Raw genomic sequence first — 26,216 nt, 5'->3', positions numbered from 1 at the left:
TTTAAAACCGTCAACGGAGATTCGGTCATGGAACGCGAAGAGAGAGGCAGAGAGGAGAGAAATAAAATCACCACATACGGCTGGCGATAACCAGCCGTATGTGGTGATGGGGGAGGGATTAACGACGTACGGCGATGGCTTCGATTTCGATTTTTACATCTTTTGGTAAACGGGCTACTTCAACACAAGAACGGGCTGGGAACGGGGCGCTGTGTTCTGTAAAGAAGGCTTCGTAAGTTGCGTTAACGGTACTGAAATCATTCAGATCTTTAACGAATACGGTGGTTTTCACGATATCGGCAACTTTCAGGCCAGCCGCTTCAACAATGGCTTTCACGTTTTCCAGTGACTGACGAGCCTGAGCGGCAATATCATCAGCGACTAAGCCGGTTTTTGGATCGACCGGGATTTGACCGGAAGTGATGATCATGCTGCCTAGATCGACACCTTGAACATAAGGGCCAATAGCTGCTGGGGCGAGTTCAGTACTGATAACACGTGACATGTTGACTCCTGATTTACGTAATGCGGAAAGGGATATCATAATGATCCCGACCATTATAAAGGCGAACTGAATTACAGCAACCCGTGGGGCGAAGTTAGCCACTGCCCATTGGGATGAATGTTACTGTCATCGTTAATACTGGCATTGTTGTTAATACTGGTATTGTTGTTAATACTGCCACCATATTAATACTGACAATAGTACTCTCCGCGCTGGCTTATCGTTAATCAATCCGCGTGCAGTACGGCCAGGTGATCGAACTCTTTCTCACAATATTTGCACTTCAGGCTAATTTCACCTCGCTGCGCTTTGACGGTAAAGCTGGAGTCGACCGGTTCGTTGTGGCTGATACAGTTGCTGTTTGGGCACGTCAGTACCGCATCGATACGCTCTGGCAGGCTGAGGGTCAGCTTCTTCACCACTTCATAGTTATCGATACGATTGACGGTTGCATCTGGCGCATACATTGCCAACTGGTTCGCTTGTTGCTCGGTCAGGAAAGTGTTCTCGATCTTAATCAGATCCTTACGGCCAGAGCGTTTAGACGGCAGATTCAACCCAATGGTGATGCGCTGGTCGGTTGCCGTTAGCTTAAACAGTGAGAGCAATTTAAAGCCGATTTGAGCCGGAATATGGTCAATCACGGTGCCGCATTTAATCGCTTCAACCTGAAGTTTGTAATCCTGGGTCATCATCATTCCCCTTAAAGAGCTAATTCTGCGTTTAATACCAGTGCCAGTAGCGCCTGACGTGCAAAAATACCGTTACCCGCCTGTTGGAAATAGTAGGCGTAGGGGGTTTTATCGACATCGGTTGTGATTTCGTCAATACGTGGCAGCGGGTGCAACACTTTAAGATTATCCCGTGCGCCCGTTAAATCAGAAGAGCGCAAAATAAACTGTGCTTTGACGTTGGCATATTCCGATGGATCAAGGCGCTCTTTCTGTACGCGAGTCATATAGAGAATATCCAACTCCGGCACCACCTCTTCGATGCTTTCGTGCAGGCTGTACTCAATCTCTTTTTCTTCCAACATTTGCAAAATATAAGCGGGCATTGCCAGCGCATCAGGGGCGATAAAGAAGAAGCGGTTGCCATTGAATTTTGCCAGTGCTTGCGTCAATGAATGCACGGTACGGCCATATTTCAGGTCACCTACCATGGCGATATTGATGTTATCCAGCCGGCCCTGCGTTTCCTGAATGGTGAATAAATCGAGCAGGGTTTGTGTTGGGTGCTGGTTTGCACCGTCACCGGCATTCACGATAGGCACATTACCCGAGAATTGCGTGGCCAGACGTGAAGCCCCTTCTTGTGGATGGCGCATTACAATAGCGTCAACATAAGTGCTAATGACTGACAGGGTGTCTGCTAGTGTCTCGCCTTTCTTACCTAATGAGGTATTGCTGCTATCAGAAAAGCCCACGACCGAGGCACCCAGGCGGTGAATGGATGTTTCAAATGACAAGCGGGTGCGGGTCGAGGCTTCAAAAAAGCAACTGGCGATCACTTTATGTTTTAACAACTCTGGCTGAGGGATCTTTTTCAGGCTGGCGGCAGTACGTAAGACCAATTCTAGTTCATCGCGACTTAAATCGTTAATTGAGATGATATGTTTGTGATACAACGGATTGGACATTTTTTGCTCTCCTCTGTGCTCGCCCGTGGTCGCGGGCTACCCTTATTTTAATGAGTCGTAATGCTTAACCTGGTTCTGATCGACAGACAAAAAAAAGCCCCTCAACGAGGGGCCTTACAGGATCGGTTTAGCAACGGGAGAAACCACGGCAGTTGGCTGCCCGCAGGCAGGTGATTCTGTCGATGATCAATTGCATGTTGTTCAACAAAATATAGGCGGTTTTTCATCATTTCCCCCGGCAAATTGTGGCGAATTATACTCGCGTCTGATTTCTCTGCAAGGAGTAAAGATCGTATTTTTCGTGATTAGCAAACGATGACTTACACTGCGCACCTAATCTTCATCAAATCCCGAATTAAACAACTCAATAACCGCCGCCAATGCCTGAATCTCATCAGCCCCGGTTGCTTCAACCTCTATTTGGCGGCCTTTGGCTGAATCCAGCATCAGCAGCGCAATGACGCTGCTGGCCTCCGCTTCGGTACCGCTGTCATTGCGTAACATCACTTCTGCATCAAAACTCTGAACCAATTCGAACAATTTCATCGCGGGTCTGGCGTGCATTCCCAGCTTGTTTTTGATCTCAACGGTCTGTTTGACAGTCATTGTTTACGTTTTTCCAAGGTACGATGGCGTGATTGGACATTCTTACCACGGGCGCGGAAATAATCGGCTAGTTGTTCAGCAACATAGACCGAGCGGTGTTTCCCGCCGGTACAACCAATGGCAACCGTTAGGTAACTGCGGTTATTGGTTTCCAACATTGGCAGCCACTGTTCCAGATAGCTGCGTGTTTGATAAATAAAGTTATGTACTTCCGTATGGCGATCGAGGAAGGAAATAACGGGTTTATCCAGACCGGTCATGGGGCGTAGCTTCGGATCCCAGTGTGGGTTGGGAAGGAAACGGACATCGAAGACATAATCTGCGTCAATGGGAATGCCGTGTTTAAAGCCAAAGGACTCAAATACCATGGTCAGTTCACGCTCGCGTTTACCCAGCAGGCGGGTACGCAGCATTTCAGCCAACTCGTGCACTGACATTTCCGAGGTGTCGATAATCAAGTCAGCCCGCGAGCGTAGAGGCTCCAGCAGGTCACTCTCCTCATCAATCGCGCTTTCTAACGATAGGTTCTTCGCCGACAGTGGGTGCAGGCGACGGGTATCACTATAGCGACGAATTAGGGTATTACGGTCAGCATCTAAAAATAGCAACTGCGGGGAAAAGCTGTCCGGCAGTTGGGTCATGGCATGTTCAAATACCTCAGGAGATTCAGGCATATTGCGCACATCTATGCTTACGGCGGCGGAGATGTTCCTATCGGCAAGTGTACTTGCCAACTGCGGCAACAGAACCACAGGCAAGTTATCGACACAATAAAAGCCCATATCTTCCAATGCACGCAAAGCAACAGACTTCCCTGAACCGGAACGGCCGCTGACAATCATCAGCACCATGTAGTCACTCCCCTTGGTATCTCTTTGGCGCTTATCGCCATTATTAGGAACCTGCATTCCGGTTACAAACCGGGGTGTGGTGGGTTCTGTACCCACCACCATCTTTCAAGCCGCAGGTGTGTTGGCTACTCTCATCTACCCGAATCACTGATTTATGTAAATTTTTCGGGCCTTTTTGTTTGCCGCCTTACTGCCTTCCTACATTTTGAAATCTATTGGGCATATTGGCCCCAAACTAGGCTATTTCTGGCGGTAATTCAGTAATAATCTGATAAAGCTCATCATCACTTTGTGCTGACCGCAGGCGGCGACACACTGTTTTATCAGCTAATCGTTTGGCGACTAAAGATAAAGTATGTAAGTGAGTTTTACATTGGTCTGCTGGAACCAACAAGGCAAACAGCAGGTCAACGGGTTGGTTATCAATCGCATCAAAGGCAATAGGCTGTTCCAGACGAATAAATACACCCACCGCGCGCAGTGTATCCTCTTCCAATTTGCCATGAGGTATTGCGATACCGCTGCCAATCCCGGTACTGCCCATGCGTTCACGGGTTAACACTGCATCGAAAACGACCTGTGAAGGTAGATTAAGCTGCTTGGCAGCTAACTCGCTGATAATTTCCAAAGCCCGTTTTTTACTTGAGCAATGTACGGAGCTTTTGGTGCTCTCGATATTAAGTACCGAGCTTAATTGCAATGCTGGATCGTTGGTCATCTCATCTTTCACTTAAGCGCTGTTTTACGCCGGGTACCGGTGGGAATAAATATCCACCGGTACCCGGCTATGTAGCGAGTGTAGAACCTTTGCTGAGTAATAACAGCAACAAGGGCTTCTAATGTTGTTTCAATTTATCTTTATGTTTGTTCAACTGGCGTGCCAGTTTATCAACCAAAATATCAATTGCTGCATACATATCTTCTTGTTCCGAGCTTGCATGCAACTCGCCTCCATTCACATGTACCGTTGCTTCTGCAATTTGTTTTACTTTTTCGACACTTAAAACCACATATACTTGGTTAATGCGATCAAAATATTGCTCAAGTTTGGCAAATTTTGTGGTAACAAACTCGCGTAATGCTTCGGTTATTTCGACATGATGACCGGTAATGTTGAGCTGCATAGTCTATTCCTTCTCAGTTCGGGTCAAACCAACTGTTTACGTTGATTAGACGGCGGGATGGATAACGACTCTCGGTATTTTGCGACGGTGCGCCGTGCCACCATAATGCCTTGTTCACATAATAAAGCGGTTAGTTTACTGTCGCTTAGAGGCTTGGCAGGGTTTTCTGCCGCCACTAATTTTTTCACTAGCGCGCGGATTGCGGTAGAAGAGGCTTCGCCCCCGCTATCGGTATTGACGTGGCTAGAGAAAAAATACTTCAGTTCAAAAATCCCTCGGGGACTGTGCAAGAACTTCTGCGTGGTCACTCGAGAGATTGTTGACTCATGCATATCCACAGCCTGGGCGATATCAGCCAGCACCATGGGTTTCATAAATTCTGCGCCTTTCTCAAAGAACTCGACTTGCTGTTCTACAATACATCTTGCCACTTTCAGCAGCGTTTCGTTACGGCTTTCAAGGCTTTTGATCAACCATTTTGCTTCTTGCAAATTACTACGAATAAACTGCCCGTCACTGTCATTACGGACACTGTTACCCATAGCCGCATATTGCTGGTTAACTTTCAGACGTGGAATGCTATCGGCATTAAGCTCCACCGTCCAGATACCTTTGTCTTTACGAACCAGAACATCGGGGATGACATATTCAGACTCCCCGGTATTGATCGACTGGCCTGGTCGTGGATCCAGTGATTGGATCAGCGCGATGGCTTCTTTAAGTGTATCTTCTTTTAGCCGACTCAAGCGGATCATCATGCGGAAATCATGGTTGCCTAGCAAATCTAAATATTCGCTGACGATCAGACGCGCTTCGGCTAAATAAGGTGTGTCTTTGGCATATTGTGATAACTGTACCAATAAGCATTCGCGCAAGTTACGGGCAGCGACCCCGATGGGATCAAAATGCTGAATACGTTTGAGTACTGCTTCCACTTCATCGAGCGCTACGTTCTCATCACCCATGCTTTCCAGAATGTCTTCCAGCGGCACAGTGAGATAGCCAGTGTCATCAACAGCGTCAACGATAGAGGTTGCAATGGCGGCGTCAGTCTCAGAGAACGGTGTTAAATCTACCTGCCACATCAGATAGTCTTGCAGTGTTTGGGTGGTTTCACCCTGATAGACTGGCAGTTCGTCGTCACTGTAGTCATTGCCCATACCGGATGGGGTACCTGCGGTGTAGATCTCATCCCAGGTGGCATCTAGCGGCAATTCTTCAGGCATATCCTTTTGTTCTAGCGCTTCGCGGGTGTCCAGCGATTCACTGTCCACGGTTTCCTTGGCATCTATCTCTTCATGAAGGTCCGTTTGCTCAAGAAGGGGGTTGCTCTCCAGCGCTAGCTGAATCTCCTGCTGGAGTTCAAGCGTCGAAAGTTGCAACAAGCGAATAGCTTGCTGAAGCTGAGGAGTCATCGCCAGTTGTTGGCTGAACTTCAGTTGCAGACCTTGCTTCATAATGCTGTATCAATTTTCCTTAATGGACGACAAACAGAAGATCCAAATCAGGTGCATGGTTCAAAGACGGAACTCTTCACCTAAATACACTCGTTTAACCTGTTCGTCAGCCAAAATATCTTGCGGTGTACCGTGAGCGATGAGATGCCCTTGGCTTACAATGTAAGCCCGCTCACAAACATCCAGAGTTTCACGCACATTGTGGTCGGTAATCAGTACACCGAGGCCACTGTCGCGTAAGTGTTTGATGATTTTTTTAATGTCGATAACTGAAATTGGGTCAACCCCGGCAAACGGTTCATCCAACAAAATAAACTTTGGATTAGCGGCCAAGGCACGGGCTATCTCCACACGGCGACGTTCACCACCAGAAAGCGATTGCCCCAGGCTGTCACGCAGATGGCTGATATGAAACTCTTCCATCAATTCTTCAGCCCGTTCCTCGCGCTGTTCCGCCGACAGATCTTTGCGGATTTCCAGTACCGCCATGAGGTTATTAAAGACACTCAGGCGACGAAAAATCGAGGCTTCTTGCGGTAAATAGCCAATACCACGACGCGCACGTTCATGGAGGGGCAAGAGGCTGATATCTTCGTCATCAATCACAATACGGCCGGCATCACGCTGGACGATACCGACAACCATGTAAAAAGTCGTGGTTTTACCTGCGCCGTTTGGCCCCAACAGGCCCACAATTTCCCCAGACTTCACGTTGAGGCTAACGTCTTCGACCACTTTACGGCCTTTGTACGCCTTAGCCAGCTTTTCTGCGATTAATGTTGCCATAAATGATTACTTACTCTTCTTTTGGCCTGATGCTGCTGGACCTTTATCTTGTAATTGGGACGGTAATAACACGGTGGTGACGCGATTACCTTTATCACTAAAGGCTTCCATCTGCTGCTTTTTCACCAAATAAGTGATGCGATCACCTTTGATATTGCTATCGAGCTGTTCCAGATAGGCATCGCCGGTCAGTACCACAAAGTCGTTAGCGATTTCGTAACGTAATTTCTGCCCATGGCCTTTTACGGGTTTACCGCTATCTTGCATCTGATAGAAGGTGACTGGGTTACCAAAGCCTTCAATGATCATTTTGCTTTGATCGCCACCGGGGCGCGTGACGACCACTTTATCGGCTTTGATCTCAATTGTGCCTTGCTTGATCACCACGTTATCAATAAAGGTGGCCGTATTGGCTTCCATATTCAACGCTTGTTTATCTGATTTCACCTCGACAGGTTGTTCCGTATCGCCAGTTAACGCGAATGCAGACAAGCTTGCGGCTAAAAGTGAGCAGGCAAGTAAAAGATGGCTTATTTTATTTTTGGATTTCATAAGAGGTTTTAACCTTTTCAATCAGCTCAGCGGTTTTGTCCCGCAAATTCCCACGCATTCTCATGCCATCAGAGGTAAATCCAATACCGAAAAGACTCACTTCATCGTCTGAGGCGACATCTTGGGTAATTAGATTCACTTGGGCGTTATCCGTTCGAATCTTTTTTAACTGTGCGTCGGCGGTTAGGCTGTCAACCTCAACGTGACCATATAGATAAAGCATTTTATCATCAGTCAACTTGGCGCGATCAGCGCGCACTGTCCAGGTTGCCACCGCATTGTCACCAAACAGGGTCATGACCGGTTTAGTAAACCAAGTCAGTTCCTTAGCGCTAAAATTCTGAACATCTTCGGCGACTAACTTGTAATTCAGTTGGCCGACCGGATTAAAAACGGTCGTCACCGTATGCTGGCTTTGCGACGATGGCTCATTATCATCAGCCACTGTTGGCGCATCTTGTTGATTAAAACCTGACATATTCCAGCCAATCAAGGCTAACGCAATCAGTGCCAGGGCCATCGTTATCCAGCGTCTTGTCCTGCTCATATTGATAATCCTGTGGCCCCTTCGAGCTTGTCTTGGGCCAATAATATCAAATCACATACTTCACGTACCGCACCCCGGCCCCCCTTGATTCGAGTCACATAATGCGCCTTGGGTAACAGTAACGGATGGGCATCTGCCACCGCAACAGATAACCCAACTTGCGCCATTACGGGCCAATCAATCAAGTCATCACCAATATAAGCGACCTGCTCGGGCTGACACTGTAAGGTAGCTAATAATTTGTGGTAGGCCACCAGCTTATCAGATTGCCCTTGATAAAGGTGGGTAATGCCTAAGGTGTTGGCACGGTCTTCCAGTAATTTTGCCTGGCGGCCAGTAATGATAGCGACGTCAATGCCTGAGGTTATCAGGCAGCGGATACCATAGCCATCACGCACGTTGAACGCTTTCAGCTCTTCGCCTTGATTGCCCATATAAATCAGGCCATCAGACATGACACCGTCGACATCACAAATCAGTAGACGAATGTTTGCTGCACGTTGTATTACGTCATGGGCCACTGGCCCGTAGCATGTGGCTACATATGCGGTGTTGCTCATTAACTCTTACCCTTCTTACTTGAAGTTGCAGCGTTGTTAGCGGCGCTCACTCACCCGAATCACTGACTGATGTCAGCTCATCGGGATTCATTCGTTTGCTGCCTAGCTGTCACACCAAGTACTTTGGGTAAACCCTTCTTACTTGAAGTTGCAGCGTTCTTGAAATTACAGCATGCTTGAAATTACAGCATTGTTAGCGGCGCTCATTGATTCAACTAAATTGTCAGACAACACCCGCTCTCAGCATATCGTGCATATGTACGACACCCAGTAATTGGTCACCATCAGCGACTAACAAAGCAGTGATATGGCGTGACTCCATCAGATTGAGCGCGTCCACAGCTAACATGTTCGGAGGGACTCGAATACCCCCGCTGGTCATGACGTCAGCAATCTTTGCATTATTCAGATCAATGCCCATATCAAATACCCGGCGCAAGTCACCGTCGGTAAAGATACCTTTAATCATCATTGAATCGTCACAAATAACGGTCAAACCCAGACTTTTCCGAGTAATTTCTAGTAAGGCATCACGTAATGATGCATCAGGGCTGACGGTGGGGATCTCAGTGCCAGTATGCATAATATCGCTGATCCGCAGCAGCAACTTACGCCCCAGCGCGCCACCTGGGTGAGAGAGTGCGAAATCTTCCTGCGTGAAACCCCGTGCTTTGAGCAAGGCTACCGCCAGTGCATCCCCCATAACCAGTGTCGCAGTCGTACTGGTAGTTGGTGCTAGCCCCAGCGGACAGGCCTCTTGTGGCACATTAATGCACAAGTGAATATCGGCCGCTTTGCCCATGGTGCTCTCAGGGTTACTGCTCATACAAACCAACAGAATTCTCTGGCGCTTAAGCACGGGAATCAACGTGAGGATTTCGTTGGATTCCCCAGAGTTAGAGATAGCTAATACAATATCTTGTGGCGTGATCATGCCCAGATCGCCATGGCTGGCTTCACCAGGGTGGACAAAGAATGCAGGTGTACCCGTACTGGCGAATGTTGCCGCAATTTTGCAGCCAATATGACCAGATTTACCCATTCCCATCACGACGACTTTGCCGTGGCAACGAAAAATGGCCTCACAGGCTTTGGAGAAATCCTCGTTTATGTATTGATCGAGTTGAGCCAGCCCTTCGCGTTCAATCTGAAGTACCTGCTTACCTGCCTGCTGGAAATCCACGCCCGGCTGTAAATCAAAAGTAGACATACTTAATTTCCGCCCAATGTTGGTATTACCGTCATCTTTCACGTTGTAGGTGTGTCGGTTGCTTTCGCATCCCGTCTTCTTACCTATTGAAATTTGTAGTTAATTTTATATTACAGTGCACTTATGGGAGCAAAAAATAACACCGCAAGATAAGCGATAAACCCACATAATAACAGAGCGCCTGCCAGATGGCCGATTCGATGTTTACGGCCCAAACAAAGAAGGGTGAACACCACACTGACCGCGAGCATCACCCAATAATCACGCTGGAAAGCCTCGGGATTGATCTCTCCGGGCGACAGTAGAGCTGGCACACCGAGTACAATCACAATATTAAAAATATTGGAGCCGATGATATTGCCGACGGCGATGTCATTTTCACCTTTCAACGCACCGGCGATGAAGGTGGCCAGTTCAGGTAAACTGGTGCCGATGGCGATCACTGTCAGCCCAATGACCAACTCACTGACACCGGCCACCCGGGCAATGACTGTCGCATTATCGATAATCATCTTGGCGGAGAGCGGTAAAATAATGAAGGCCAATACGAGCCACAACAACGCCACGGTAGTGCTACTATCTTGTGGTAATTCAGATAGTTGCTCGCGGGTTAGTATATCATTCCCTTCCGCATGAGCCAGGCGTGCGATTTTGAGCATCAGAACAATAAAAGCGGCAGCAGCCAAGAGTAAGATGACACCATCTCCGCGGCTGAGGTGGCTATCTGCCAGTAGAAAACCACACAACACCGTGACCATTAGCATCAGTGGCAACTCCCGCCGTAGAATCTCTGAGCGTACTGTCAGCGGGCGAATAAGTGCTGCCCCTCCCACAATCAGCAGTAGGTTGGTAATATTGGACCCCAGCACATTACCCACCGCCATATCAGTTTGGCCATTCAATGCCGCTGTAACTGAAACAATCAGTTCTGGTAGTGATGTACCGATACCGACAATGGTCATCCCGATAATGAGAGGGGGGACCCCAAAAGAACGGGATAACACTGCGGCACCGTAAACTAACCGATCAGCGCCATACACTAATAAAACCAAGCCAATGATTAATAGTGTTATCGCAAGAAACATGCAGAGTCCTTTATTAGGTATAATCCCGATGCGTTGGCAAAGGTTGTCCGTAGGCAAAAGTGATTAAAAAATATACTTTCAATCTCTTTTTTATTTACCCCCTAATTTTGACTGTGAGTATCAGAAAAGTAAAACAGATGGCTACTTTGGTGATGAAAAAGCGTTAATAAGTTGCCAAAATGCTTCTGGCTACGCTTGTCACCGTCATTTGATGTAGCATTAACGGACGGATCAGTCGTAAAAGGCCTTAAGGGATGAATAATAATGAAACAACTGGCATCGAATGTGATGAATTTGATAGAGATCCATGGGATGAGTTTTACCCGTGGTGAGCGGCTAATATTTGCTGACATCAATATGACCGTACCACGCGGCAAAGTGACCGCTATTATGGGGCCTTCTGGGATTGGGAAAACCACACTATTGCGCCTTATCGGCGGTCAGTTGGCACCCGATACCGGTGAAATTTGGTTCGATGGTGATAATATTCCAGCACTTTCGCGTCAGCGTTTGTATGATGTTCGCAAGAAAATGAGCATGTTGTTTCAGTCTGGGGCCTTATTTACCGATTTAACGGTATTTGAGAATGTGGCTTTCCCATTACGTGAACATAGCCGTTTGCCTGAAGAGCTACTGCGTAGCACGGTGATGATGAAATTAGAAGCTGTTGGGTTACGTGGTGCGGCCAATTTGATGCCCGCAGAACTGTCCGGCGGTATGGCACGGCGTGCGGCACTGGCACGAGCGATTGCCCTTGATCCTGAATTAATCATGTTTGATGAGCCTTTTGTTGGCCAAGACCCTATTACCATGGGGGTGCTAGTAAAACTGATTGATGAACTGAATCATGCTTTAGGGGTGACATGCGTCGTGGTTTCCCATGATGTGCCAGAGGTACTCAGTATTGCTGATTATGCTTATATAGTTGCTGATCAGCATGTTATCGCAGAGGGGACACCTGAGCAGTTGCAAACCAATAGCGACATGCGCGTGCGCCAGTTCCTCGATGGTATTGCCGACGGGCCGGTACCTTTCCGTTTCCCTGCCGGTGATTATAAAACCGAGTTGTTATATCCAGAGTAATTGGCGTTGCAGCCAGGTAGCAAGCGAACGACAAATTGGTTATAAACCATGTTGAACAGCGCTGGCGCTGGCCCGCAAGGGAGCCTCTGGTGAGGCACATAATCCCGATGAGCTTATCTATAAGTAAAATCTACTACAGGTAATGGATTCAGGTGAGTAAACATAGCGAATACCCTTGTAGCATCAAGCAATAAGGGGATGGGCTGATGGAGTATTCATGTTAGTAAAGTCGTTAGCATCTTTAGGTCGCCGAGGAATTAATGTTTGCGCATCATTTGGGCGCGCAGGCTTGATGCTGTTCAATGCCCTTGTCGGGCGGCCTGAACCGCGCAAACAATGGCCATTATTAATCAAACAACTGTACAGCGTTGGGGTTCAATCCCTGTTGATTATCGTGGTCTCCGGTTTGTTCATCGGTATGGTTCTGGGTTTACAGGGCTTTTTGATCCTTACCACGTACAGCGCAGAAGCCAGCCTTGGCATGATGGTCTCTTTATCACTGCTGCGCGAACTGGGGCCTGTGGTTACTGCGTTACTGTTTGCGGGGCGTGCCGGTTCTGCCCTGACCGCAGAAATTGGCCTAATGAAAGCCACTGAACAGATCTCAAGTCTGGAAATGATGGCTATCGACCCTTTACGGCGAGTGGTTGCGCCTCGCTTCTGGGCCGGTCTGATCAGTATGCCATTGCTGACGGCTATTTTTGTTGCTGTGGGTATTTGGGGCGGTTCAGTGGTCGGCGTTGATTGGAAAGGGATCGACAGTGGTTTCTTCTGGTCAGCGATGCAAAATGCGGTGGAGTGGCGTACAGATTTACTGAATTGCCTGATTAAGAGTCTGGTATTTGCTATTACCGTGACCTGGATTGCGCTGTTCAATGGTTATGATGCGGTCCCAACGTCTGAAGGGATTAGCCGGGCAACGACACGTACTGTAGTGCATTCGTCACTGGCGGTATTGGGATTGGATTTTGTGCTGACAGCACTGATGTTTGGGAACTGAGTCGATGCAAACGAAGAAAAGTGAAGTCTGGGTAGGAATGTTTATACTGATTGCTATTCTGGCAGTCGTATTCCTCTGCCTGAAAGTTGCAGATATCAAGTCAGTGGGCAATCAGCCCACTTACCGTATTTACGCGAATTTTGACAATATTGGCGGTTTAAAAAACCACTCGCCTGTCAAAATTGGTGGCGTAGTCGTGGGGCGGGTGGCGGAAATCACTTTGGATACCAAGAATTACACGCCACGCGTCGCGATAGATATTCAGCAACGCTATAACCAGATCCCAGATACCAGCTCATTGGCTGTGCGCACATCGGGTTTACTGGGCGAACAATTCCTGGCGCTGAATGTGGGTTTTGAAGATCCGGAAATGGGCACCAGTATTTTGAAAGATGGCGGCACCATTCAAGACACCAAGTCTGCATTAGTTCTGGAAGATCTGATAGGTCAGTTCCTGTACAAGAGCAGCGGTGATAGCCCGGCAGTAAGTGAAACGGCTCCGGCAACTGAAACTGCGGCTCCACAGGCTGCGGTACCTTCTCTTCCCGCTCAACATCCTTAAGAGGGCATCTGAATGTTTAAACGTTTATTCATGGTCGCATTGTTGGCCATCGCACCACTGGTTCATGCTGTCGATCAAAGCAATCCTTATCGTCTGATGGATGAGGCTGCGAAGAAAACCTTTACACGTCTAAAAAATGAACAACCTAAGATTAAGCAAGATCCAGATTATCTCCGCACCATTGTGCGCGAAGAGCTGTTGCCGTTTGTTCAGATCAAATATGCTGGTGCGTTAGTGCTGGGGAGCTACTATAAAGATGCTACGCCTGCACAGCGTGAAGCGTATTTCAATGCATTCGGTAAATATCTGGAGCAGGCATACGGGCAGGCATTGGCGCTGTATCATGGTCAAACTTACGATGTGGCACCAGACCAGCCTTTAGGGGATGCCAACATCGTTGCTATCCGCGTCACCATTCTCGATCCAAGTGGGCGCCCACCTGTCCGGTTAGACTTCCAATGGCGTAAAAATAGCCAAACAGGTAACTGGCAGGCTTATGACATGATTGCCGAAGGGGTGAGCATGATCAGCACTAAACAGAATGAGTGGGCCTCTATTCTGCGCCAGAAGGGTGTGGATGGTTTGACCCAACAATTGCTGAGTGCGGCTAAACAGCCAATCACCTTAGATAAGTAGTCATTTTAGATAAATTATAGGGATAAACAGTCATTATGGCGGGTGAGCTAAGCTGGCAGTCTCAGCAGGAAACACTGGTACTGCAAGGTGAGCTGGATCGTGAAACACTGTTGCCGCTTTGGCAACAGCGTGAAACCTTGCTGGCAGATAAGAGCCGTATTGATGTTAGCCAATTACAACGAGTCGATTCGTCTGGTCTGGCTCTGTTAGTGCATTTTCGCGAGTTACAAAGCCAACGCGGCAGTTCTCTGGATATTATCGGTATCAGTGACCGGCTGGCAACGTTGATTGAATTGTACAACCTCCAGCAGATAATTCCTGTGGAAACGGCCAGTTAGCATCGCTGCAGTGTTAAGTCCGAAGGTAAGATAATAAAGCTCCTGTGCATAATTGCATTACAGGGGCTTTTCTTTAGTTTCAGAGCTTGCCGTATTCCACTAATATGTTTGCCTGATTATGATCCTCTTAAAATAGAATGAATCTTATGGATACTAACGAAATTAAAGATGTGCTGATGAATGCATTGGCATTGCAGGAAGCTCATGTTACTGGTGACGGTAGCCACTTTCAGGTGATTGCTGTGGGTGAGTTATTTGCCGACATGAGCCGAGTGAAGAAACAGCAGGCTGTTTACGCGCCGTTGATGGAATATATCGCCGATAACCGTATTCATGCCTTATCCATTAAGGCCTATACGCCACAAGAGTGGCAGCGGGATCGTAAACTAAACGGCTTTTAATGCTGTTGGCTAAACGCTGTTTACTGTGATGGTAATTTACTGTTGTAGTAATTTACCGTTGTAGTAAACAGTGGCTGAGGCGGGCAGCGAATTCGAATTTGACAACAAGATTTGACAACAACCAAGAGTGGTCACAATGGATAAGTTTCGTGTGCAGGGGCGGACTCGCCTGAGCGGTGAAGTCACTATTTCCGGAGCGAAAAATGCTGCATTACCGATATTGTTCGCAGCATTGTTAGCAGAAGAGCCGGTAGAGCTACAAAATGTCCCAAAGCTAAAAGACATTGATACCACCATTAAGTTACTCAGTCAGTTAGGCACTAAAATTGAACGTAATGGTTCCGTTTTTGTTGATGCCAGCGCTGTTAATGAGTTTTGTGCGCCTTACGATTTAGTAAAAACGATGCGTGCCTCTATTTGGGCGTTGGGGCCACTGGTTGCCCGTTTTGGCCAAGGTCAGGTTTCTTTGCCTGGTGGTTGTGCGATTGGCGCACGTCCGGTTGATTTGCACATTACGGGTTTAGAACAACTGGGTGCTGAAATCAAGCTGGAAGAAGGCTATGTTAAAGCCTCCGTTAATGGCCGTCTGAAAGGCGCTCATATTGTGATGGATAAAGTCAGCGTTGGTGCGACGGTGACTATCATGAGTGCGGCAACACTGGCGGAAGGGACGACCGTGATTGAAAACGCGGCCCGTGAGCCAGAAATCGTTGATACGGCCAACTTCCTGAATACGCTGGGTGCTAAAATCAGTGGTGCCGGTACTGACCGCATTACCATTGAGGGGGTTACCCGTTTAGGGGGGGGCGTATACCGTGTGCTACCTGACCGCATCGAAACCGGTACTTTCCTGGTTGCAGCAGCCATTTCAGGTGGCAAAGTAGTGTGCCGCCAAACACGCCCTGACACACTGGATGCGGTCTTGGCTAAACTGCGCGAAGCGGGGGCTGATATTGAAGTCGGTGATGACTGGATCAGTCTGGATATGCATGGTAAACGCCCTAAAGCCGTTACCTTTCGTACCGCGCCACACCCTGGCTTCCCAACGGATATGCAGGCCCAATTCAGTTTATTGAATTTGGTGGCTGAAGGAACGGGTGTTATCACTGAAACCATTTTCGAAAACCGTTTTATGCATGTCCCAGAGCTTATTCGCATGGGCGCACATGCAGAAATCGAGAGCAATACCGTGATTTGCTATGGCGTTGAACAGCTTTCTGGTGCTCAGGTTATGGCAACCGATTTACGTGCTTCCGCTAGCCTGGTATTAGCCGGTTGTATCGCTGAAGGTGTAACAATTGTTGACCGTATTTATCACATCGATCGTGGCTACGAACGTATTGAAGATAAACTGCGGGCGCTGGGTGCGAAGATTGAACGCGTGAAAGGTGAGTAAATCTGCAGATCGACAGAAGGCTGATTGGTAGAGAGCTGATCGTGATCGGTAGATAAAAAATGCCAGCCGGTGATGTGGGGCTGGCATTTTTATATCTATTCCCATCAGATTTTAAGTTACACGCGTATTGGCTGCTTGCGGGTTAATCTGCCGCCTGAGTGGTTAGCATCTCATTCTGATCGAGTTCAGTGATGGTGATTTGAACCGCTATCTGTTGACCATTACGTAATAGTAAAACAGGAATGGTCGTACCGGGGCGGACTTCTGCTACCTGATCCATAGTTTCGATCACGGAGGTTGCCGGCTTATTATTCACGTTAAGAATGATATCGCCAACGTGTATTCCTGCCCGAGCCGCTGGGCCGTCTGGTGAAACTTTTTTGACCTTAATACCGTGTACCCGATCTGAGCCATTATCGTTAGCATTAAACGGTGGGTACTCCTCGCCGGTAATACCGATATAACCGCGGATCACACGCCCATCACGGATCAGTTTTTCCATCACTTTCGTCGCCAGTGCTGTTGGGATCGCAAAGCCGATGCCTTCAGGTGTTTCGCCATTATTGCTTTTATCAAATGAGAGCGTGTTAATCCCCATTAGCTCACCAAGGGTGTTGACCAGCGCACCGCCGGAATTACCCTGATTAATTGATGCATCTGTTTGCAGGAAGTTTTGCCGCCCGGAAGAGCTTAAACCAATGCGCCCGGTTGCACTGATAATCCCCTGCGTTACTGTCTGCCCGAGGTTATAAGGGTTACCAATTGCCAACACGACGTCACCAATATGTGGTGTGCGGTTAATATTAATGGGGATCACCGGCAGGTTTGTTGCGTCAATCTTTAGGACAGCTAAATCTGTCAGATTATCTGAACCAACCAATAAAGCTTCTGAGATACGGCCATTTTGCATGGCAACAATGATCTGTTCTGCATCATTGATAACGTGTTTATTGGTAAGAATGTACCCCTTATCGCTCATGATCACACCCGAGCCAAGCGTGCGGATGGCTAACCCCTGCTGTGTAGCGCTAAGGCTTCGGTTATAGACATTGACCACCGCAGGTGCGGCACGACGTACGGCTTGGTTATAGCTGGCAGGAACCTCTTCATTTAAGTTATTGCTTTTAGCGGAAAATAGATAACCTGGGCTGCGGAGCATGGGGAGGGCAACCAGCAGAATACCGGCAACGATTAGCCCCAAAATAATAGAACGCAATAGCTTAAGAAACATGAGGTTTAAGGCATAAATGAATGGATGAAAAGGAGGATAGCATGAGTTAGGCGGACACAGCATTGTGCTGTGTCCGATTTTTCGGCAAATTAGCGGATTAATAGGTAAATATTATCCCCACCACGTACGATATTCAGTGCAATCACGGCCGGTTTGGCTTCGATGGCTTTACGCAACTCAGTAATATCTTTAACCCGTTCGCGGTTTACGGCAATAATCACATCATCTTTTTGTAAGCCAGATTGTGCGGCTGGCGAACCTTTAGTGACGTTATCAACTTTGATCCCCTTACTACCGTCTTTGATCTCGCCGTTACTCAGGGATGCACCCTGCAATGATGGCAATAAGTTTTCAGCGCTGGTGGATGTTGAATTGCTGTTATCCAGCGTCACCGATACTTCCAATGGTTTCCCCTCGCGCAGTAAACCGACTTTAATGGTTTTGCCCGGCCCAGTAGTCCCGACTTTGGCACGCAATTCAGCAAAGCTGCTAATCATTTTCCCATCAACGGAAACCAACACGTCACCTGGTTTGATGCCGGCTTTCGCTGCCGCTGATTTTGGTAGCACTTCGCTGACAAAAGCCCCACGCTGAGCATCAATATTAAAGGCTTTCGCGATGTCAGCCGTCATCTCACTACCACGGATACCGAGCAGCCCACGCTTCACTTCGCCAAACTCGATCAACTGCTGGCTGAGGTTTTGTGCCATGTTACTTGGTATAGCGAAGCCGATACCGATATTACCGCCACCTGGCGCAAGGATTGCGGTATTAATCCCGATCAGTTCCCCATCCAGATTCACCAGAGCACCGCCAGAATTACCACGGTTGATTGAGGCGTCTGTCTGGATAAAGTTTTCCAGTCCTTCCAGATTCAAGCCACTACGACCCAGTGCTGAAATAATACCTGACGTAGCGGTTTGCCCCAGACCAAATGGGTTACCTACGGCGACAGCAAAATCCCCCACCCGCAGGTTATCGGAATCTGCAATTTTGACCGCAGTCAGATTTTTAGCATCCGTTAATTGCAGTAAAGCGATGTCGGTTTGCTCATCACGGCCCAACAATTTTGCATCATATTCACGACCATCATTCAACTGAACACGAATTTTATCGGCATTATTGATGACGTGATTGTTGGTCAGGATGTAGCCCTTCTCAGCGTTAATAATAACACCTGACCCTAAGCCTTCGAATGGCCGGCTGCTCTCTTTTCCTGATGGTGCATTTGGGCCAAAGAAGAATTTAAACTCTTCTGGCAAGCGTTGTTGCTGAGCCTGGCTCCCAGAGACATGAACACTGACAACGGCAGGTAATACTTTTTCTAGCATTGGTGCCAGGCTAGGTAACGTTTGTCCAGCGACCGCCGAAGGCAGTGCTGCTGTACTCATCATAGGAACAGAAGCGAGACCTAAGCCGACGCTTATTGCTAGCGCACTAAGAAGTAATGATGTTTTCTTCATTTATTTAAACTCTCTCAATACCTAACGGTGAATGAATAGGATGGGTGACGCTCACAAGTCTGTATAAGTTCAGACCCGTAAATAGCAAAAAAATTCGCTCATTTCAAAAGGATAGTATTGGTCTAAAAGTAAACACTCTTGATATCGTTTGATATAAGGGCCGCGTCACAGCAATTCAAGGAGAGGCAAGTATAGAAGTGTAAATGTAGAGAGTTGCGGTGGAACGGAGATGTGCCCCACCGCAGTGAGTATAGATGTTTAAACGCGGACTTAATCGCGATTCTGGTGTTCCGGGCGTAATAAACCAGATGCGCCTTCAGAGTAATCACGAGGTGGCAGTTTAACGGGTGCCTGATCATTATCCGCTTCAGATTCTGTCAGACGGTAACGGAACGGATTATCCTGTAATGGTAAGTCCGGTAATAAGTTATTGGAGCTTTTCGCCATATGCTGATAAAGCTGACGATAATCACGGGCCATGTTATCCAGTAATTCGGCACTACGTGCGAAGTGCCCAACCAGCTCCTGACGATACTCTTCCAAATCTGTTTTGCTCTTCTCCAGCTCATTTTGCAGCACTTGCTGCTGACGCAATTTGCGGTTGCCAAAGCGCATAGCCACCGCGCCGATCACAACACCAACAACCAATCCAATAAGCGCATACTCCCAGGTCATGATGACTCCTTTTTTGACTTCATTGTTCAGCAGAACTTTTTCACTTAATAATACCCACTATAACCGTTAACCTTGTCTGAGTGGAATCCTGATGCAATGTTACCTATGGTTATCAGGTTTTTTCCGCAGTTGCGGAGTCGGTAAATGCTATGATTTCCCGAAAAATCAGTAAGAAAGCGTAGCGAAAAATAGATAACTATTTTATCAGGGATTGCGGATAAACATGCAACAGAGTTCACCTATAACGCTTTATCAACAGGCACTTGATGCCGGCAACTATCAGCCTGATGATGTGCAGCAGCGTGCTGTAGCACGGCTAGAGACAATTTATCAGGCGCTAAATCAGTACCAAAATGCCCATGCGGCCAGTGCAAGTCTACGCAATCGCTTGAGCCGTTTATTTGGGAAGCCGGCTCGACGATCACCAGTAAGCCCCGTTCAGGGGTTATATATGTGGGGCGGTGTGGGACGGGGGAAAACCTGGCTGATGGACTTGTTTTTCCACAGTTTGCCTGGAGAGCGGAAACTCCGTCTCCATTTTCATCGCTTTATGCTGCGAGTACATCAAGAACTGACCGAACTGCAAGGTCATGAAAACCCATTGGAAATTGTTGCTGATGGTTTCAAGGCCCAGACTGACGTTCTATGTTTTGATGAGTTCTTTGTCTCGGATATTACCGATGCCATGTTGTTGGCAACATTATTAGAGGCATTATTTGCCAGAGGCATCACACTGGTCGCCACGTCTAATATTCCGCCGGATAATTTGTACCATAACGGGTTACAGCGCGGGCGCTTTTTACCCGCTATCGCCTTAATTAAGCAACATTGTGAGGTGATGAACGTGGATGCGGGTATCGATTATCGTTTGCGGACATTGACTCAGGCTAATCTTTATCTGGCTCCGTTAAATTCACAGACCGAACAAGAGATGGCAGCCATTTTCGTTAAACTTGCGGGAAAAAAAGGGGAAAAGGCCGCAGTGCTGGAGGTGAATCACCGGCCTTTGCCTGCGATTTGTGTGGCTGAGGGGGTGCTGGCGGTTGATTTCCATACGTTGTGTGAAGAAGCGCGCAGCCAACTGGATTATATCGCTTTGTCTAAGCGCTATCACACGGTATTGCTCCACAATGTCCGTTGCATGGCGACCCGTGATGAGAATACGGCCCGGCGTTTTCTAGCCTTGGTGGATGAGTTTTATGAACGACGTGTGAAACTGATTATTGCGGCTGAAGCCTCAATGTTTGAGATTTATAACGGTGAGCGACTTAAGTTTGAATACCAGCGTTGTTTGTCGCGATTACAAGAGATGCAAAGCGAAGAGTACCTTTCTTTACCTCATTTACCTTAAGGGCTATCGCGCCACAATGGTTCACTTTTGGGCGGCTTAAATGCTATTCTATGGCGGGCGACAATTTGTCGTCCGCACTTAACATGTTTAATTTATACCTTTCTCGTGAAAAACAGTTCGATCTTTGACGCTGACTTCTCTATAATCTTGCGACCCCACGTTACAACAAAGTTTTTTTCCCAAAAACTTTGATAGTGCCAGCATTGGCTATTCGAAGGGGTAGGTTTGCTGGACTGATGGTCGTGTGAGCCTCAACTGTTTTTGAACGTTTGGGTGTTCACCAACGTGTAACTTATTAATTGGGTAAGCTTTTAATGAAAACTTTCACAGCTAAACCAGAAACTGTAAAACGCGACTGGTATGTTGTTGACGCGAGCGGTAAGACTTTAGGTCGCCTCGCTACTGAACTGGCTCGTCGCCTGCGCGGCAAGCATAAAGCGGAATACACCCCGCACGTTGATACTGGTGATTACATCATCGTTCTGAACGCAGAAAAAGTTGCTGTAACCGGCAACAAGCGTACAGACAAGATTTATTACCATCACACCGGTTTCGTCGGTGGTATCAAACAAGCGACCTTTGAAGAGATGATTGCCCGCCGTCCTGAGCGTGTGATTGAAATCGCGGTTAAAGGCATGCTGCCGAAGGGCCCGTTGGGTCGTGCAATGTACCGTAAACTTAAAGTTTACGCAGGTACTGAGCACAATCATGCGGCACAGCAACCGCAAGTTCTGGACATTTAATCGGGATTATGGCAATGGCTGAAAATCAATACTACGGCACTGGTCGCCGCAAAAGTTCTTCCGCACGCGTCTTTCTTAAGCCGGGTAGCGGTAAAATCGTTATTAACCAACGTAGCCTGGAAGTTTACTTCGGCCGTGAAACTGCCCGCATGGTAGTTAATCAGCCGCTGGAACTGGTAGACATGGTTACCAAGTTTGACATGTACATCACTGTTAAAGGTGGTGGTATCTCTGGTCAAGCTGGCGCTATCCGTCACGGTATCACCCGTGCACTGATGGAGTATGACGAGTCTCTACGTGGTGAACTGCGTAAAGCTGGCTTCGTAACGCGTGATGCGCGTGAAGTTGAGCGTAAGAAAGTGGGTCTGCGTAAAGCACGTCGTCGTCCACAGTTCTCCAAACGTTAATTTTTTGCCTTTACGGCATCAGATTGATGGTAAAAACCCGGTGTTTCACCGGGTTTTTTTATGCCTGAAAAACACATACCTGCCATTTTATACGCTACCTTTTGGGCGTTAAACTATTGTCGGATAGACAATTCACCATGAAATAGCAGTACCATCCCCACAAAACATGCAAAATCTGGTACACTACCAACCACTTTTGTGCCTGTTCGGCGAACTGTTGACGTCTATGTATCTCCCTGGCTGAATTCTTATCTCGTCCAAGGCTCATTTACGGCACAGCGGTTGAGATTGCGAACCGGTGGTAAAACGACCCAGGATAGCAACCTAACCGTGGGCTATTCGCACTGTTTTCTAGATAAACTTGGAGGTTTTCATGGCTGTCGCTGCCAACAAACGTTCGGTAATGACGCTGTTTTCCGGCCCGACCGACATTTTTAGCCATCAAGTACGTATCGTACTGGCAGAGAAAGGTGTCAGTGTTGAGATTGAGCAGGTTGAAGCTGATAACCTGCCACAGGACCTGATTGACCTCAATCCCTACCGTACTGTCCCTACTTTGGTTGATCGCGAGCTGACGCTGTATGAATCCCGCATTATCATGGAATATTTGGATGAGCGTTTCCCTCACCCACCATTGATGCCGGTCTATCCTGTTGCTCGTGGAAGCAGCCGTTTGATGATGCACCGTATTGAGCATGACTGGTATTCCCTGCTGTATAAAATTGAGCAAGGTAATGCACAGGAGGCTGAAGCGGCACGTAAACAGCTACGTGAAGAGTTACTGTCCATCGCGCCAGTCTTTAACGAAACACCTTTCTTTATGAGTGAAGAGTTCAGTCTGGTCGATTGTTACTTAGCTCCGTTGCTGTGGCGTTTACCGGTGTTAGGTATTGAGTTCATAGGGGCGGGATCTAAAGAGCTGAAAGGCTATATGACTCGCGTCTTTGAGCGTGATGCGTTCTTGGCTTCATTGACTGAAGCTGAACGTGAAATGCATCTGAAAACTCGGAGCTAATTGTCATGGAGATGTCGGATATGTCTCCGCGCCGCCCTTACTTGTTGCGCGCATTTTATGAGTGGTTGATTGATAATCAGCTCACTCCACATCTGGTTGTGGATGTTACCCGCCCTGGTGTTTCAGTGCCGATGGAGTTTGCCCGTGATGGGCAGATTATATTGAATGTGGCACCACGTGCGGTAGGTAATCTGGAACTGAGCAATGATGATGTCCGTTTCAATGCTCGTTTCGGCGGTGTTCCTCGTCAGGTTACCGTACCGATTGCAGCGGTAATGGCGATTTATGCGCGCGAAAATGGCTCAGGCACGATGTTTGAGCCAGAAGCGGCTTATGATTCTGATGCTGATGGTAATTTTGATGGCGTCGAAGGAAAAGAGAACGAGACAGCACCGACTGAGAGTTTGATGTTGGTAACAGATGATACCCGCATTGAGCAGGATGATGACAATTCACCGGATGATAAGCCGCCGCAACCGCCACGGAGTGGTGGTCGCCCGGCATTACGCGTGGTTAAGTAACCTTTCGCGGTTCGGATAAATACAGACTCTATTCCTTCAGGGCGGCGTTAGCCGCCCTTATCGTTTCTGTTTTGTGCGAGCGTCTTGATTTAGCTGGCAGTTGGTTAGCCGGTCTTCGTTTACTGGATGCTGGGCTTTCATTTACTTGATAATAGCTACAACAGTTTTTTCAGCTCAGCCAGGCAGCTATCACGTGGACCTGCCATGTCACTGTTCTTGATGGTCAATAATGTCCGTGACGCCCGTTGCTGGAAGTTGGTTTTCGCCTCACTGTCTTTGGCATCTATCGGTGCGGTACAAACATCTGATAATGTTAATGTTTTACTGCCGCTTACTGCTTTCAATACTGCTGCTGGGTTATAAATCAGGGCAGAGGAGAGGGCGGATTTTACCCCTTCAGTAAACTTCACATTACCGGCACTGACTAATTTTGGTGCCAGAGCAATCCAGTTATCATCACCCATCTTAATATTATTCTCAACCGCTGGCAGTTGTCCGGATTTCTCCAGTTCGGCAACAACTGCACGTGCACCACGCGCTTCAATATTGTAGCCAACTTCTTGATAATTTAGAGACATCGCGAATACGCTGCTACTCATAGCCAGTAAGCCGCTAACAATAAACGGTAAGTGAGATTTCATAACAGATTATCCTTTGTTTAAAGCAAGGCGTGACAGTATATGCCAGTTGTGAGGGGCTTGCACTTAACAACCAAGCCTTCACTATAGCGCTATAGTGGATAACATACTGAAAATAAGGCTATTTGAAATTGTTACAAAATCTTGGGTAATATCCATCCTACTTCAAGCCGCCTATGCGTTGACCGCCTGCGTTTCCCCAATCATTTACTGATACCCATAGGTGTGCGGAATGTATGTACGCTATAAATGTATTCACTTGATGAGAATGTGTGATTGATAAATATAGGGAAATTCAGAAGTGGAAATGAGGGAATAGAAGTGCACAAAAATAGAAGTGCACAAATAGAAAGGGCGGGTTCTGTGAATGGAACCCGCCCTTGCGTTTATGGGATGACTTGGGGATCTACGGCATTAGACTTCCAGATAATTCATGATGCCGTCTGCGGCTTTACGGCCTTCAGCAATGGCGGTAACCACTAAATCGGAACCACGGACAATATCGCCGCCTGCAAAGATTTTTGGGTTACTGGTCTGGAAGGCATTATCAATACTTTCCGGTGCAATCACCCGGCCTTGCTTATCCAGCTTCACATCGTGAGCGGCCAGCCATTCCATACTGTGTGGGCGGAAACCAAATGCCATCACCACGGCATCTGCTGGCAATACATGTTCTGAGCCAGGGATCTGTTCAGCCATACTCCTGCCCTGAGCATCCGGTGTACCCAACTGGGTGCGGACCATTCTGACACCACAGACTTTGCCATTGCTGTTCACTTCAATGCTTAATGGTTGCAGGTTGAATTTAAATTCTACCCCTTCTTCACGGGCGTTTTTCACTTCCCGCTTGGAACCCGGCATATTCACTTCATCGCGGCGATAGGCGCAGACCACATCGGTTGCTCCCTGACGAATTGAGGAGCGCACACAGTCCATTGCGGTATCACCACCACCAAGAACCACGACGCGTTTACCTTGCATGCTGATGTACGGCTCGTGAGTTGTCGCTTCATAGCCCATTAGCTGCTTGGTATTAGCAATCAGGAAAGGCAAGGCATCATATACACCGTTAGCCTCTTCATTTTCCAAACCACCACGCATAGATTGGTACGTCCCAACACCCAGGAAAACGGCATCGTAATCTTTCAGCAGCGCATCCATGGTGATGTCTTTGCCTACTTCGGTATTCAGTTGGAATTCAATTCCCATCTCGGAGAAGATTTTACGGCGCTTAATCATCACTTCTTTTTCCAGCTTAAACGCTGGGATACCGAAGGTCAGTAACCCCCCAATTTCTGGATGGCGGTCAAAGACCACAGCCTGAACACCGTTACGTGCTAATACATCAGCACAGGCCAGCCCGGCAGGGCCGGCACCGATAACGGCCACACGTTTACCGGTAGGGTGGACATGCGACATATCCGGTTTCCAACCCATAGCAATGGCTTTGTCACTGATATAACGCTCGATATTGCCGATGGTCACGGCACCAAATTCGTCGTTCAGAGTACAAGATCCTTCGCACAGACGATCTTGTGGACAAACACGGCCACAGACTTCCGGTAGGCTGTTCGTTTGGTGCGCCAGATCAGCCGCTTCCATAATCCGCCCCTCGTTGGCCAGTTTCAGCCAATTAGGGATGTAGTTATGAACCGGGCATTTCCATTCACAGTACGGGTTGCCGCAGGACAGGCAGCGATCGGCCTGTGCTTTGGCTTGTGTTTCTGAGAATGGCTCGTAAATTTCAACAAATTCAATTTTACGGATCTTCAGCGGTTTTTTCGGCGGATCAACGCGCTGTAAGTCGATAAACTGATAAACGTTCTGACTCATA

General features: G+C 47.8%; 32 protein-coding genes. 12 read left to right on the top strand and 20 right to left on the bottom strand.

Annotation, left to right across the window (positions count from 1 at the left end):
* Positions 1–118 precede the first annotated feature (118 nt).
* From ridA to AC971_RS08810, 15 genes are all read right to left on the bottom strand, one after another.
* On the bottom strand, positions 119–505 hold the full coding sequence (gene ridA, locus AC971_RS08875; RefSeq protein WP_025381608.1) for a 2-iminobutanoate/2-iminopropanoate deaminase: 387 nt from the start codon (positions 503–505) through the stop codon (positions 119–121).
* Between the two features lie 227 nt (positions 506–732).
* A complete protein-coding gene (pyrI, locus tag AC971_RS08870; protein ID WP_012104412.1) occupies positions 733–1,197 on the bottom strand; it encodes an aspartate carbamoyltransferase regulatory subunit in 465 nt (154 codons plus the stop codon).
* A gap of 11 nt (positions 1,198–1,208) precedes the next feature.
* Complete coding sequence (gene pyrB / locus AC971_RS08865; RefSeq protein ID WP_025381607.1) at positions 1,209–2,144, bottom strand: aspartate carbamoyltransferase; 936 nt, start codon at positions 2,142–2,144, stop codon at positions 1,209–1,211.
* Positions 2,145–2,245: 101 nt separating this feature from the next.
* The gene (locus AC971_RS25495; protein ID WP_002355113.1) at positions 2,246–2,371 is read right to left on the bottom strand and encodes a hypothetical protein; all 126 of its coding nucleotides are present in this window, start codon (positions 2,369–2,371) and stop codon (positions 2,246–2,248) included.
* 106 nt (positions 2,372–2,477) lie between these two features.
* A complete protein-coding gene (gene npr, locus AC971_RS08860) occupies positions 2,478–2,750 on the bottom strand; it encodes a PTS phosphocarrier protein NPr (RefSeq protein WP_025381606.1) in 273 nt (90 codons plus the stop codon).
* Positions 2,747–3,601: an RNase adapter RapZ gene (gene rapZ, locus AC971_RS08855; protein WP_002210113.1), complete on the bottom strand. Its 855-nt coding sequence runs from the start codon at positions 3,599–3,601 to the stop codon at positions 2,747–2,749. The genes npr and rapZ overlap by 4 nt, the downstream gene beginning before the upstream one ends.
* Positions 3,602–3,836: 235 nt before the next feature.
* Entirely contained in the window at positions 3,837–4,319 is a 483-nt protein-coding gene (ptsN, locus tag AC971_RS08850) for a PTS IIA-like nitrogen regulatory protein PtsN (protein ID WP_002213952.1), read from the bottom strand.
* A gap of 118 nt (positions 4,320–4,437) precedes the next feature.
* The gene (hpf, locus tag AC971_RS08845) at positions 4,438–4,725 is read right to left on the bottom strand and encodes a ribosome hibernation promoting factor (protein WP_004392031.1); all 288 of its coding nucleotides are present in this window, start codon (positions 4,723–4,725) and stop codon (positions 4,438–4,440) included.
* A 23-nt stretch (positions 4,726–4,748) separates the two neighbouring features.
* A complete protein-coding gene (rpoN, locus tag AC971_RS08840; protein WP_025381605.1) occupies positions 4,749–6,182 on the bottom strand; it encodes an RNA polymerase factor sigma-54 in 1,434 nt (477 codons plus the stop codon).
* A 60-nt stretch (positions 6,183–6,242) separates the two neighbouring features.
* A complete protein-coding gene (lptB, locus tag AC971_RS08835; protein ID WP_025381604.1) occupies positions 6,243–6,968 on the bottom strand; it encodes an LPS export ABC transporter ATP-binding protein in 726 nt (241 codons plus the stop codon).
* A 6-nt stretch (positions 6,969–6,974) separates the two neighbouring features.
* Positions 6,975–7,520, bottom strand: a complete 546-nt coding sequence (gene lptA, locus AC971_RS08830; RefSeq protein WP_025381603.1) for a lipopolysaccharide ABC transporter substrate-binding protein LptA — start codon at positions 7,518–7,520, stop codon at positions 6,975–6,977.
* Positions 7,504–8,067, bottom strand: coding sequence for an LPS export ABC transporter periplasmic protein LptC (lptC, locus tag AC971_RS08825; protein ID WP_025381602.1), 564 nt, complete (start codon positions 8,065–8,067; stop codon positions 7,504–7,506). Before lptC ends, lptA begins: the two co-directional genes overlap by 17 nt.
* Positions 8,064–8,627 (bottom strand): 3-deoxy-manno-octulosonate-8-phosphatase KdsC, encoded by a 564-nt coding sequence (gene kdsC / locus AC971_RS08820; protein ID WP_025381601.1) that lies wholly within the window; start codon positions 8,625–8,627, stop codon positions 8,064–8,066. Before kdsC ends, lptC begins: the two co-directional genes overlap by 4 nt.
* 223 nt (positions 8,628–8,850) lie before the next feature.
* Positions 8,851–9,837, bottom strand: a complete 987-nt coding sequence (gene kdsD / locus AC971_RS08815; RefSeq protein ID WP_038402032.1) for an arabinose-5-phosphate isomerase KdsD — start codon at positions 9,835–9,837, stop codon at positions 8,851–8,853.
* Positions 9,838–9,947: 110 nt separating this feature from the next.
* Positions 9,948–10,922, bottom strand: a complete 975-nt coding sequence (locus tag AC971_RS08810; RefSeq protein WP_025381599.1) for a calcium/sodium antiporter — start codon at positions 10,920–10,922, stop codon at positions 9,948–9,950.
* 264 nt (positions 10,923–11,186) lie between these two features.
* Between AC971_RS08810 and mlaF the strand changes: the two genes are divergently transcribed.
* From mlaF to murA, 7 genes are all read left to right on the top strand, one after another.
* Positions 11,187–12,005: a phospholipid ABC transporter ATP-binding protein MlaF gene (gene mlaF, locus AC971_RS08805; protein WP_025381598.1), complete on the top strand. Its 819-nt coding sequence runs from the start codon at positions 11,187–11,189 to the stop codon at positions 12,003–12,005.
* 217 nt (positions 12,006–12,222) lie between these two features.
* Positions 12,223–13,005 (top strand): lipid asymmetry maintenance ABC transporter permease subunit MlaE, encoded by a 783-nt coding sequence (gene mlaE / locus AC971_RS08800; RefSeq protein WP_025381597.1) that lies wholly within the window; start codon positions 12,223–12,225, stop codon positions 13,003–13,005.
* A 4-nt stretch (positions 13,006–13,009) separates the two neighbouring features.
* Positions 13,010–13,567, top strand: a complete 558-nt coding sequence (mlaD, locus tag AC971_RS08795) for an outer membrane lipid asymmetry maintenance protein MlaD (protein ID WP_025381596.1) — start codon at positions 13,010–13,012, stop codon at positions 13,565–13,567.
* Between the two features lie 12 nt (positions 13,568–13,579).
* Positions 13,580–14,203, top strand: coding sequence for a phospholipid-binding protein MlaC (gene mlaC / locus AC971_RS08790; protein ID WP_025381595.1), 624 nt, complete (start codon positions 13,580–13,582; stop codon positions 14,201–14,203).
* Between the two features lie 35 nt (positions 14,204–14,238).
* On the top strand, positions 14,239–14,541 hold the full coding sequence (gene mlaB, locus AC971_RS08785; protein WP_025381594.1) for a lipid asymmetry maintenance protein MlaB: 303 nt from the start codon (positions 14,239–14,241) through the stop codon (positions 14,539–14,541).
* A 146-nt stretch (positions 14,542–14,687) separates the two neighbouring features.
* Positions 14,688–14,942 carry a BolA family iron metabolism protein IbaG gene (gene ibaG / locus AC971_RS08780; RefSeq protein ID WP_025381593.1) on the top strand — a complete coding sequence of 85 codons (255 nt, stop codon included), beginning with the start codon at positions 14,688–14,690 and terminating at the stop codon, positions 14,940–14,942.
* 136 nt (positions 14,943–15,078) lie between these two features.
* Entirely contained in the window at positions 15,079–16,338 is a 1,260-nt protein-coding gene (gene murA / locus AC971_RS08775; protein WP_025381592.1) for a UDP-N-acetylglucosamine 1-carboxyvinyltransferase, read from the top strand.
* 142 nt (positions 16,339–16,480) lie between these two features.
* Here the strand turns inward: murA and degS are convergent, their stop codons facing one another.
* The 3 genes from degS to zapG all read right to left on the bottom strand — a co-directional run bounded on the left by degS (position 16,481) and on the right by zapG (position 19,707).
* Positions 16,481–17,569 carry an outer membrane-stress sensor serine endopeptidase DegS gene (gene degS, locus AC971_RS08770; protein ID WP_025381591.1) on the bottom strand — a complete coding sequence of 363 codons (1,089 nt, stop codon included), beginning with the start codon at positions 17,567–17,569 and terminating at the stop codon, positions 16,481–16,483.
* An 89-nt stretch (positions 17,570–17,658) separates the two neighbouring features.
* On the bottom strand, positions 17,659–19,032 hold the full coding sequence (gene degQ, locus AC971_RS08765; protein WP_025381590.1) for a serine endoprotease DegQ: 1,374 nt from the start codon (positions 19,030–19,032) through the stop codon (positions 17,659–17,661).
* Positions 19,033–19,302: 270 nt separating this feature from the next.
* Positions 19,303–19,707: a Z-ring associated protein ZapG gene (zapG, locus tag AC971_RS08760; protein ID WP_002210130.1), complete on the bottom strand. Its 405-nt coding sequence runs from the start codon at positions 19,705–19,707 to the stop codon at positions 19,303–19,305.
* A 223-nt stretch (positions 19,708–19,930) separates the two neighbouring features.
* Between zapG and zapE the strand changes: the two genes are divergently transcribed.
* The 5 genes from zapE (at position 19,931) to sspB (ending at position 23,744) form a co-directional block, all read left to right on the top strand.
* The gene (gene zapE, locus AC971_RS08755) at positions 19,931–21,058 is read left to right on the top strand and encodes a cell division protein ZapE (protein WP_025381589.1); all 1,128 of its coding nucleotides are present in this window, start codon (positions 19,931–19,933) and stop codon (positions 21,056–21,058) included.
* A gap of 314 nt (positions 21,059–21,372) precedes the next feature.
* On the top strand, positions 21,373–21,801 hold the full coding sequence (gene rplM / locus AC971_RS08750; RefSeq protein WP_002210132.1) for a 50S ribosomal protein L13: 429 nt from the start codon (positions 21,373–21,375) through the stop codon (positions 21,799–21,801).
* A gap of 14 nt (positions 21,802–21,815) precedes the next feature.
* Positions 21,816–22,208, top strand: coding sequence for a 30S ribosomal protein S9 (gene rpsI, locus AC971_RS08745; RefSeq protein ID WP_002210133.1), 393 nt, complete (start codon positions 21,816–21,818; stop codon positions 22,206–22,208).
* A 373-nt stretch (positions 22,209–22,581) separates the two neighbouring features.
* Positions 22,582–23,223 (top strand): stringent starvation protein SspA, encoded by a 642-nt coding sequence (sspA, locus tag AC971_RS08735; protein ID WP_025381588.1) that lies wholly within the window; start codon positions 22,582–22,584, stop codon positions 23,221–23,223.
* A 5-nt stretch (positions 23,224–23,228) separates the two neighbouring features.
* Entirely contained in the window at positions 23,229–23,744 is a 516-nt protein-coding gene (sspB, locus tag AC971_RS08730; RefSeq protein WP_025381587.1) for a ClpXP protease specificity-enhancing factor, read from the top strand.
* A gap of 155 nt (positions 23,745–23,899) precedes the next feature.
* Here the strand turns inward: sspB and AC971_RS08725 are convergent, their stop codons facing one another.
* Both AC971_RS08725 and AC971_RS08720 read right to left on the bottom strand, forming a co-directional pair.
* The gene (locus AC971_RS08725) at positions 23,900–24,385 is read right to left on the bottom strand and encodes a hypothetical protein (protein ID WP_025381586.1); all 486 of its coding nucleotides are present in this window, start codon (positions 24,383–24,385) and stop codon (positions 23,900–23,902) included.
* 411 nt (positions 24,386–24,796) lie between these two features.
* A complete protein-coding gene (locus AC971_RS08720; RefSeq protein ID WP_025381585.1) occupies positions 24,797–26,215 on the bottom strand; it encodes a glutamate synthase small subunit in 1,419 nt (472 codons plus the stop codon).
* Position 26,216 lies beyond the last annotated feature (1 nt).

Source organism: Yersinia similis (genome assembly GCF_001053095.1).
Taxonomy (GTDB): domain Bacteria; phylum Pseudomonadota; class Gammaproteobacteria; order Enterobacterales; family Enterobacteriaceae; genus Yersinia; species Yersinia similis.
The sequence above is the reverse complement of the archived record's forward strand: the minus strand, read 5'-3'. Positions and strand labels throughout refer to the sequence as shown.

Excerpts from the sequence above, each read along its gene's own strand:
- ridA (WP_025381608.1), bottom strand. The coding sequence starts at position 505 with ATGTCACGTGTTATCAGTACTGAACTCGCCCCAGCAGCTATTGGCCCT.
- pyrI (WP_012104412.1), bottom strand. The coding sequence starts at position 1,197 with ATGACCCAGGATTACAAACTTCAGGTTGAAGCGATTAAATGCGGCACC.
- pyrB (WP_025381607.1), bottom strand. The coding sequence starts at position 2,144 with ATGTCCAATCCGTTGTATCACAAACATATCATCTCAATTAACGATTTA.
- AC971_RS25495 (WP_002355113.1), bottom strand. The coding sequence starts at position 2,371 with ATGAAAAACCGCCTATATTTTGTTGAACAACATGCAATTGATCATCGA.
- npr (WP_025381606.1), bottom strand. The coding sequence starts at position 2,750 with ATGACTGTCAAACAGACCGTTGAGATCAAAAACAAGCTGGGAATGCAC.
- rapZ (WP_002210113.1), bottom strand. The coding sequence starts at position 3,601 with ATGGTGCTGATGATTGTCAGCGGCCGTTCCGGTTCAGGGAAGTCTGTT.
- ptsN (WP_002213952.1), bottom strand. The coding sequence starts at position 4,319 with ATGACCAACGATCCAGCATTGCAATTAAGCTCGGTACTTAATATCGAG.
- hpf (WP_004392031.1), bottom strand. The coding sequence starts at position 4,725 with ATGCAGCTCAACATTACCGGTCATCATGTCGAAATAACCGAAGCATTA.
- rpoN (WP_025381605.1), bottom strand. The coding sequence starts at position 6,182 with ATGAAGCAAGGTCTGCAACTGAAGTTCAGCCAACAACTGGCGATGACT.
- lptB (WP_025381604.1), bottom strand. The coding sequence starts at position 6,968 with ATGGCAACATTAATCGCAGAAAAGCTGGCTAAGGCGTACAAAGGCCGT.
- lptA (WP_025381603.1), bottom strand. The coding sequence starts at position 7,520 with ATGAAATCCAAAAATAAAATAAGCCATCTTTTACTTGCCTGCTCACTT.
- lptC (WP_025381602.1), bottom strand. The coding sequence starts at position 8,067 with ATGAGCAGGACAAGACGCTGGATAACGATGGCCCTGGCACTGATTGCG.
- kdsC (WP_025381601.1), bottom strand. The coding sequence starts at position 8,627 with ATGAGCAACACCGCATATGTAGCCACATGCTACGGGCCAGTGGCCCAT.
- kdsD (WP_038402032.1), bottom strand. The coding sequence starts at position 9,837 with ATGTCTACTTTTGATTTACAGCCGGGCGTGGATTTCCAGCAGGCAGGT.
- AC971_RS08810 (WP_025381599.1), bottom strand. The coding sequence starts at position 10,922 with ATGTTTCTTGCGATAACACTATTAATCATTGGCTTGGTTTTATTAGTG.
- mlaF (WP_025381598.1), top strand. The coding sequence starts at position 11,187 with ATGAAACAACTGGCATCGAATGTGATGAATTTGATAGAGATCCATGGG.
- mlaE (WP_025381597.1), top strand. The coding sequence starts at position 12,223 with ATGTTAGTAAAGTCGTTAGCATCTTTAGGTCGCCGAGGAATTAATGTT.
- mlaD (WP_025381596.1), top strand. The coding sequence starts at position 13,010 with ATGCAAACGAAGAAAAGTGAAGTCTGGGTAGGAATGTTTATACTGATT.
- mlaC (WP_025381595.1), top strand. The coding sequence starts at position 13,580 with ATGTTTAAACGTTTATTCATGGTCGCATTGTTGGCCATCGCACCACTG.
- mlaB (WP_025381594.1), top strand. The coding sequence starts at position 14,239 with ATGGCGGGTGAGCTAAGCTGGCAGTCTCAGCAGGAAACACTGGTACTG.
- ibaG (WP_025381593.1), top strand. The coding sequence starts at position 14,688 with ATGGATACTAACGAAATTAAAGATGTGCTGATGAATGCATTGGCATTG.
- murA (WP_025381592.1), top strand. The coding sequence starts at position 15,079 with ATGGATAAGTTTCGTGTGCAGGGGCGGACTCGCCTGAGCGGTGAAGTC.
- degS (WP_025381591.1), bottom strand. The coding sequence starts at position 17,569 with ATGTTTCTTAAGCTATTGCGTTCTATTATTTTGGGGCTAATCGTTGCC.
- degQ (WP_025381590.1), bottom strand. The coding sequence starts at position 19,032 with ATGAAGAAAACATCATTACTTCTTAGTGCGCTAGCAATAAGCGTCGGC.
- zapG (WP_002210130.1), bottom strand. The coding sequence starts at position 19,707 with ATGACCTGGGAGTATGCGCTTATTGGATTGGTTGTTGGTGTTGTGATC.
- zapE (WP_025381589.1), top strand. The coding sequence starts at position 19,931 with ATGCAACAGAGTTCACCTATAACGCTTTATCAACAGGCACTTGATGCC.
- rplM (WP_002210132.1), top strand. The coding sequence starts at position 21,373 with ATGAAAACTTTCACAGCTAAACCAGAAACTGTAAAACGCGACTGGTAT.
- rpsI (WP_002210133.1), top strand. The coding sequence starts at position 21,816 with ATGGCTGAAAATCAATACTACGGCACTGGTCGCCGCAAAAGTTCTTCC.
- sspA (WP_025381588.1), top strand. The coding sequence starts at position 22,582 with ATGGCTGTCGCTGCCAACAAACGTTCGGTAATGACGCTGTTTTCCGGC.
- sspB (WP_025381587.1), top strand. The coding sequence starts at position 23,229 with ATGGAGATGTCGGATATGTCTCCGCGCCGCCCTTACTTGTTGCGCGCA.
- AC971_RS08725 (WP_025381586.1), bottom strand. The coding sequence starts at position 24,385 with ATGAAATCTCACTTACCGTTTATTGTTAGCGGCTTACTGGCTATGAGT.
- AC971_RS08720 (WP_025381585.1), bottom strand. The coding sequence starts at position 26,215 with ATGAGTCAGAACGTTTATCAGTTTATCGACTTACAGCGCGTTGATCCG.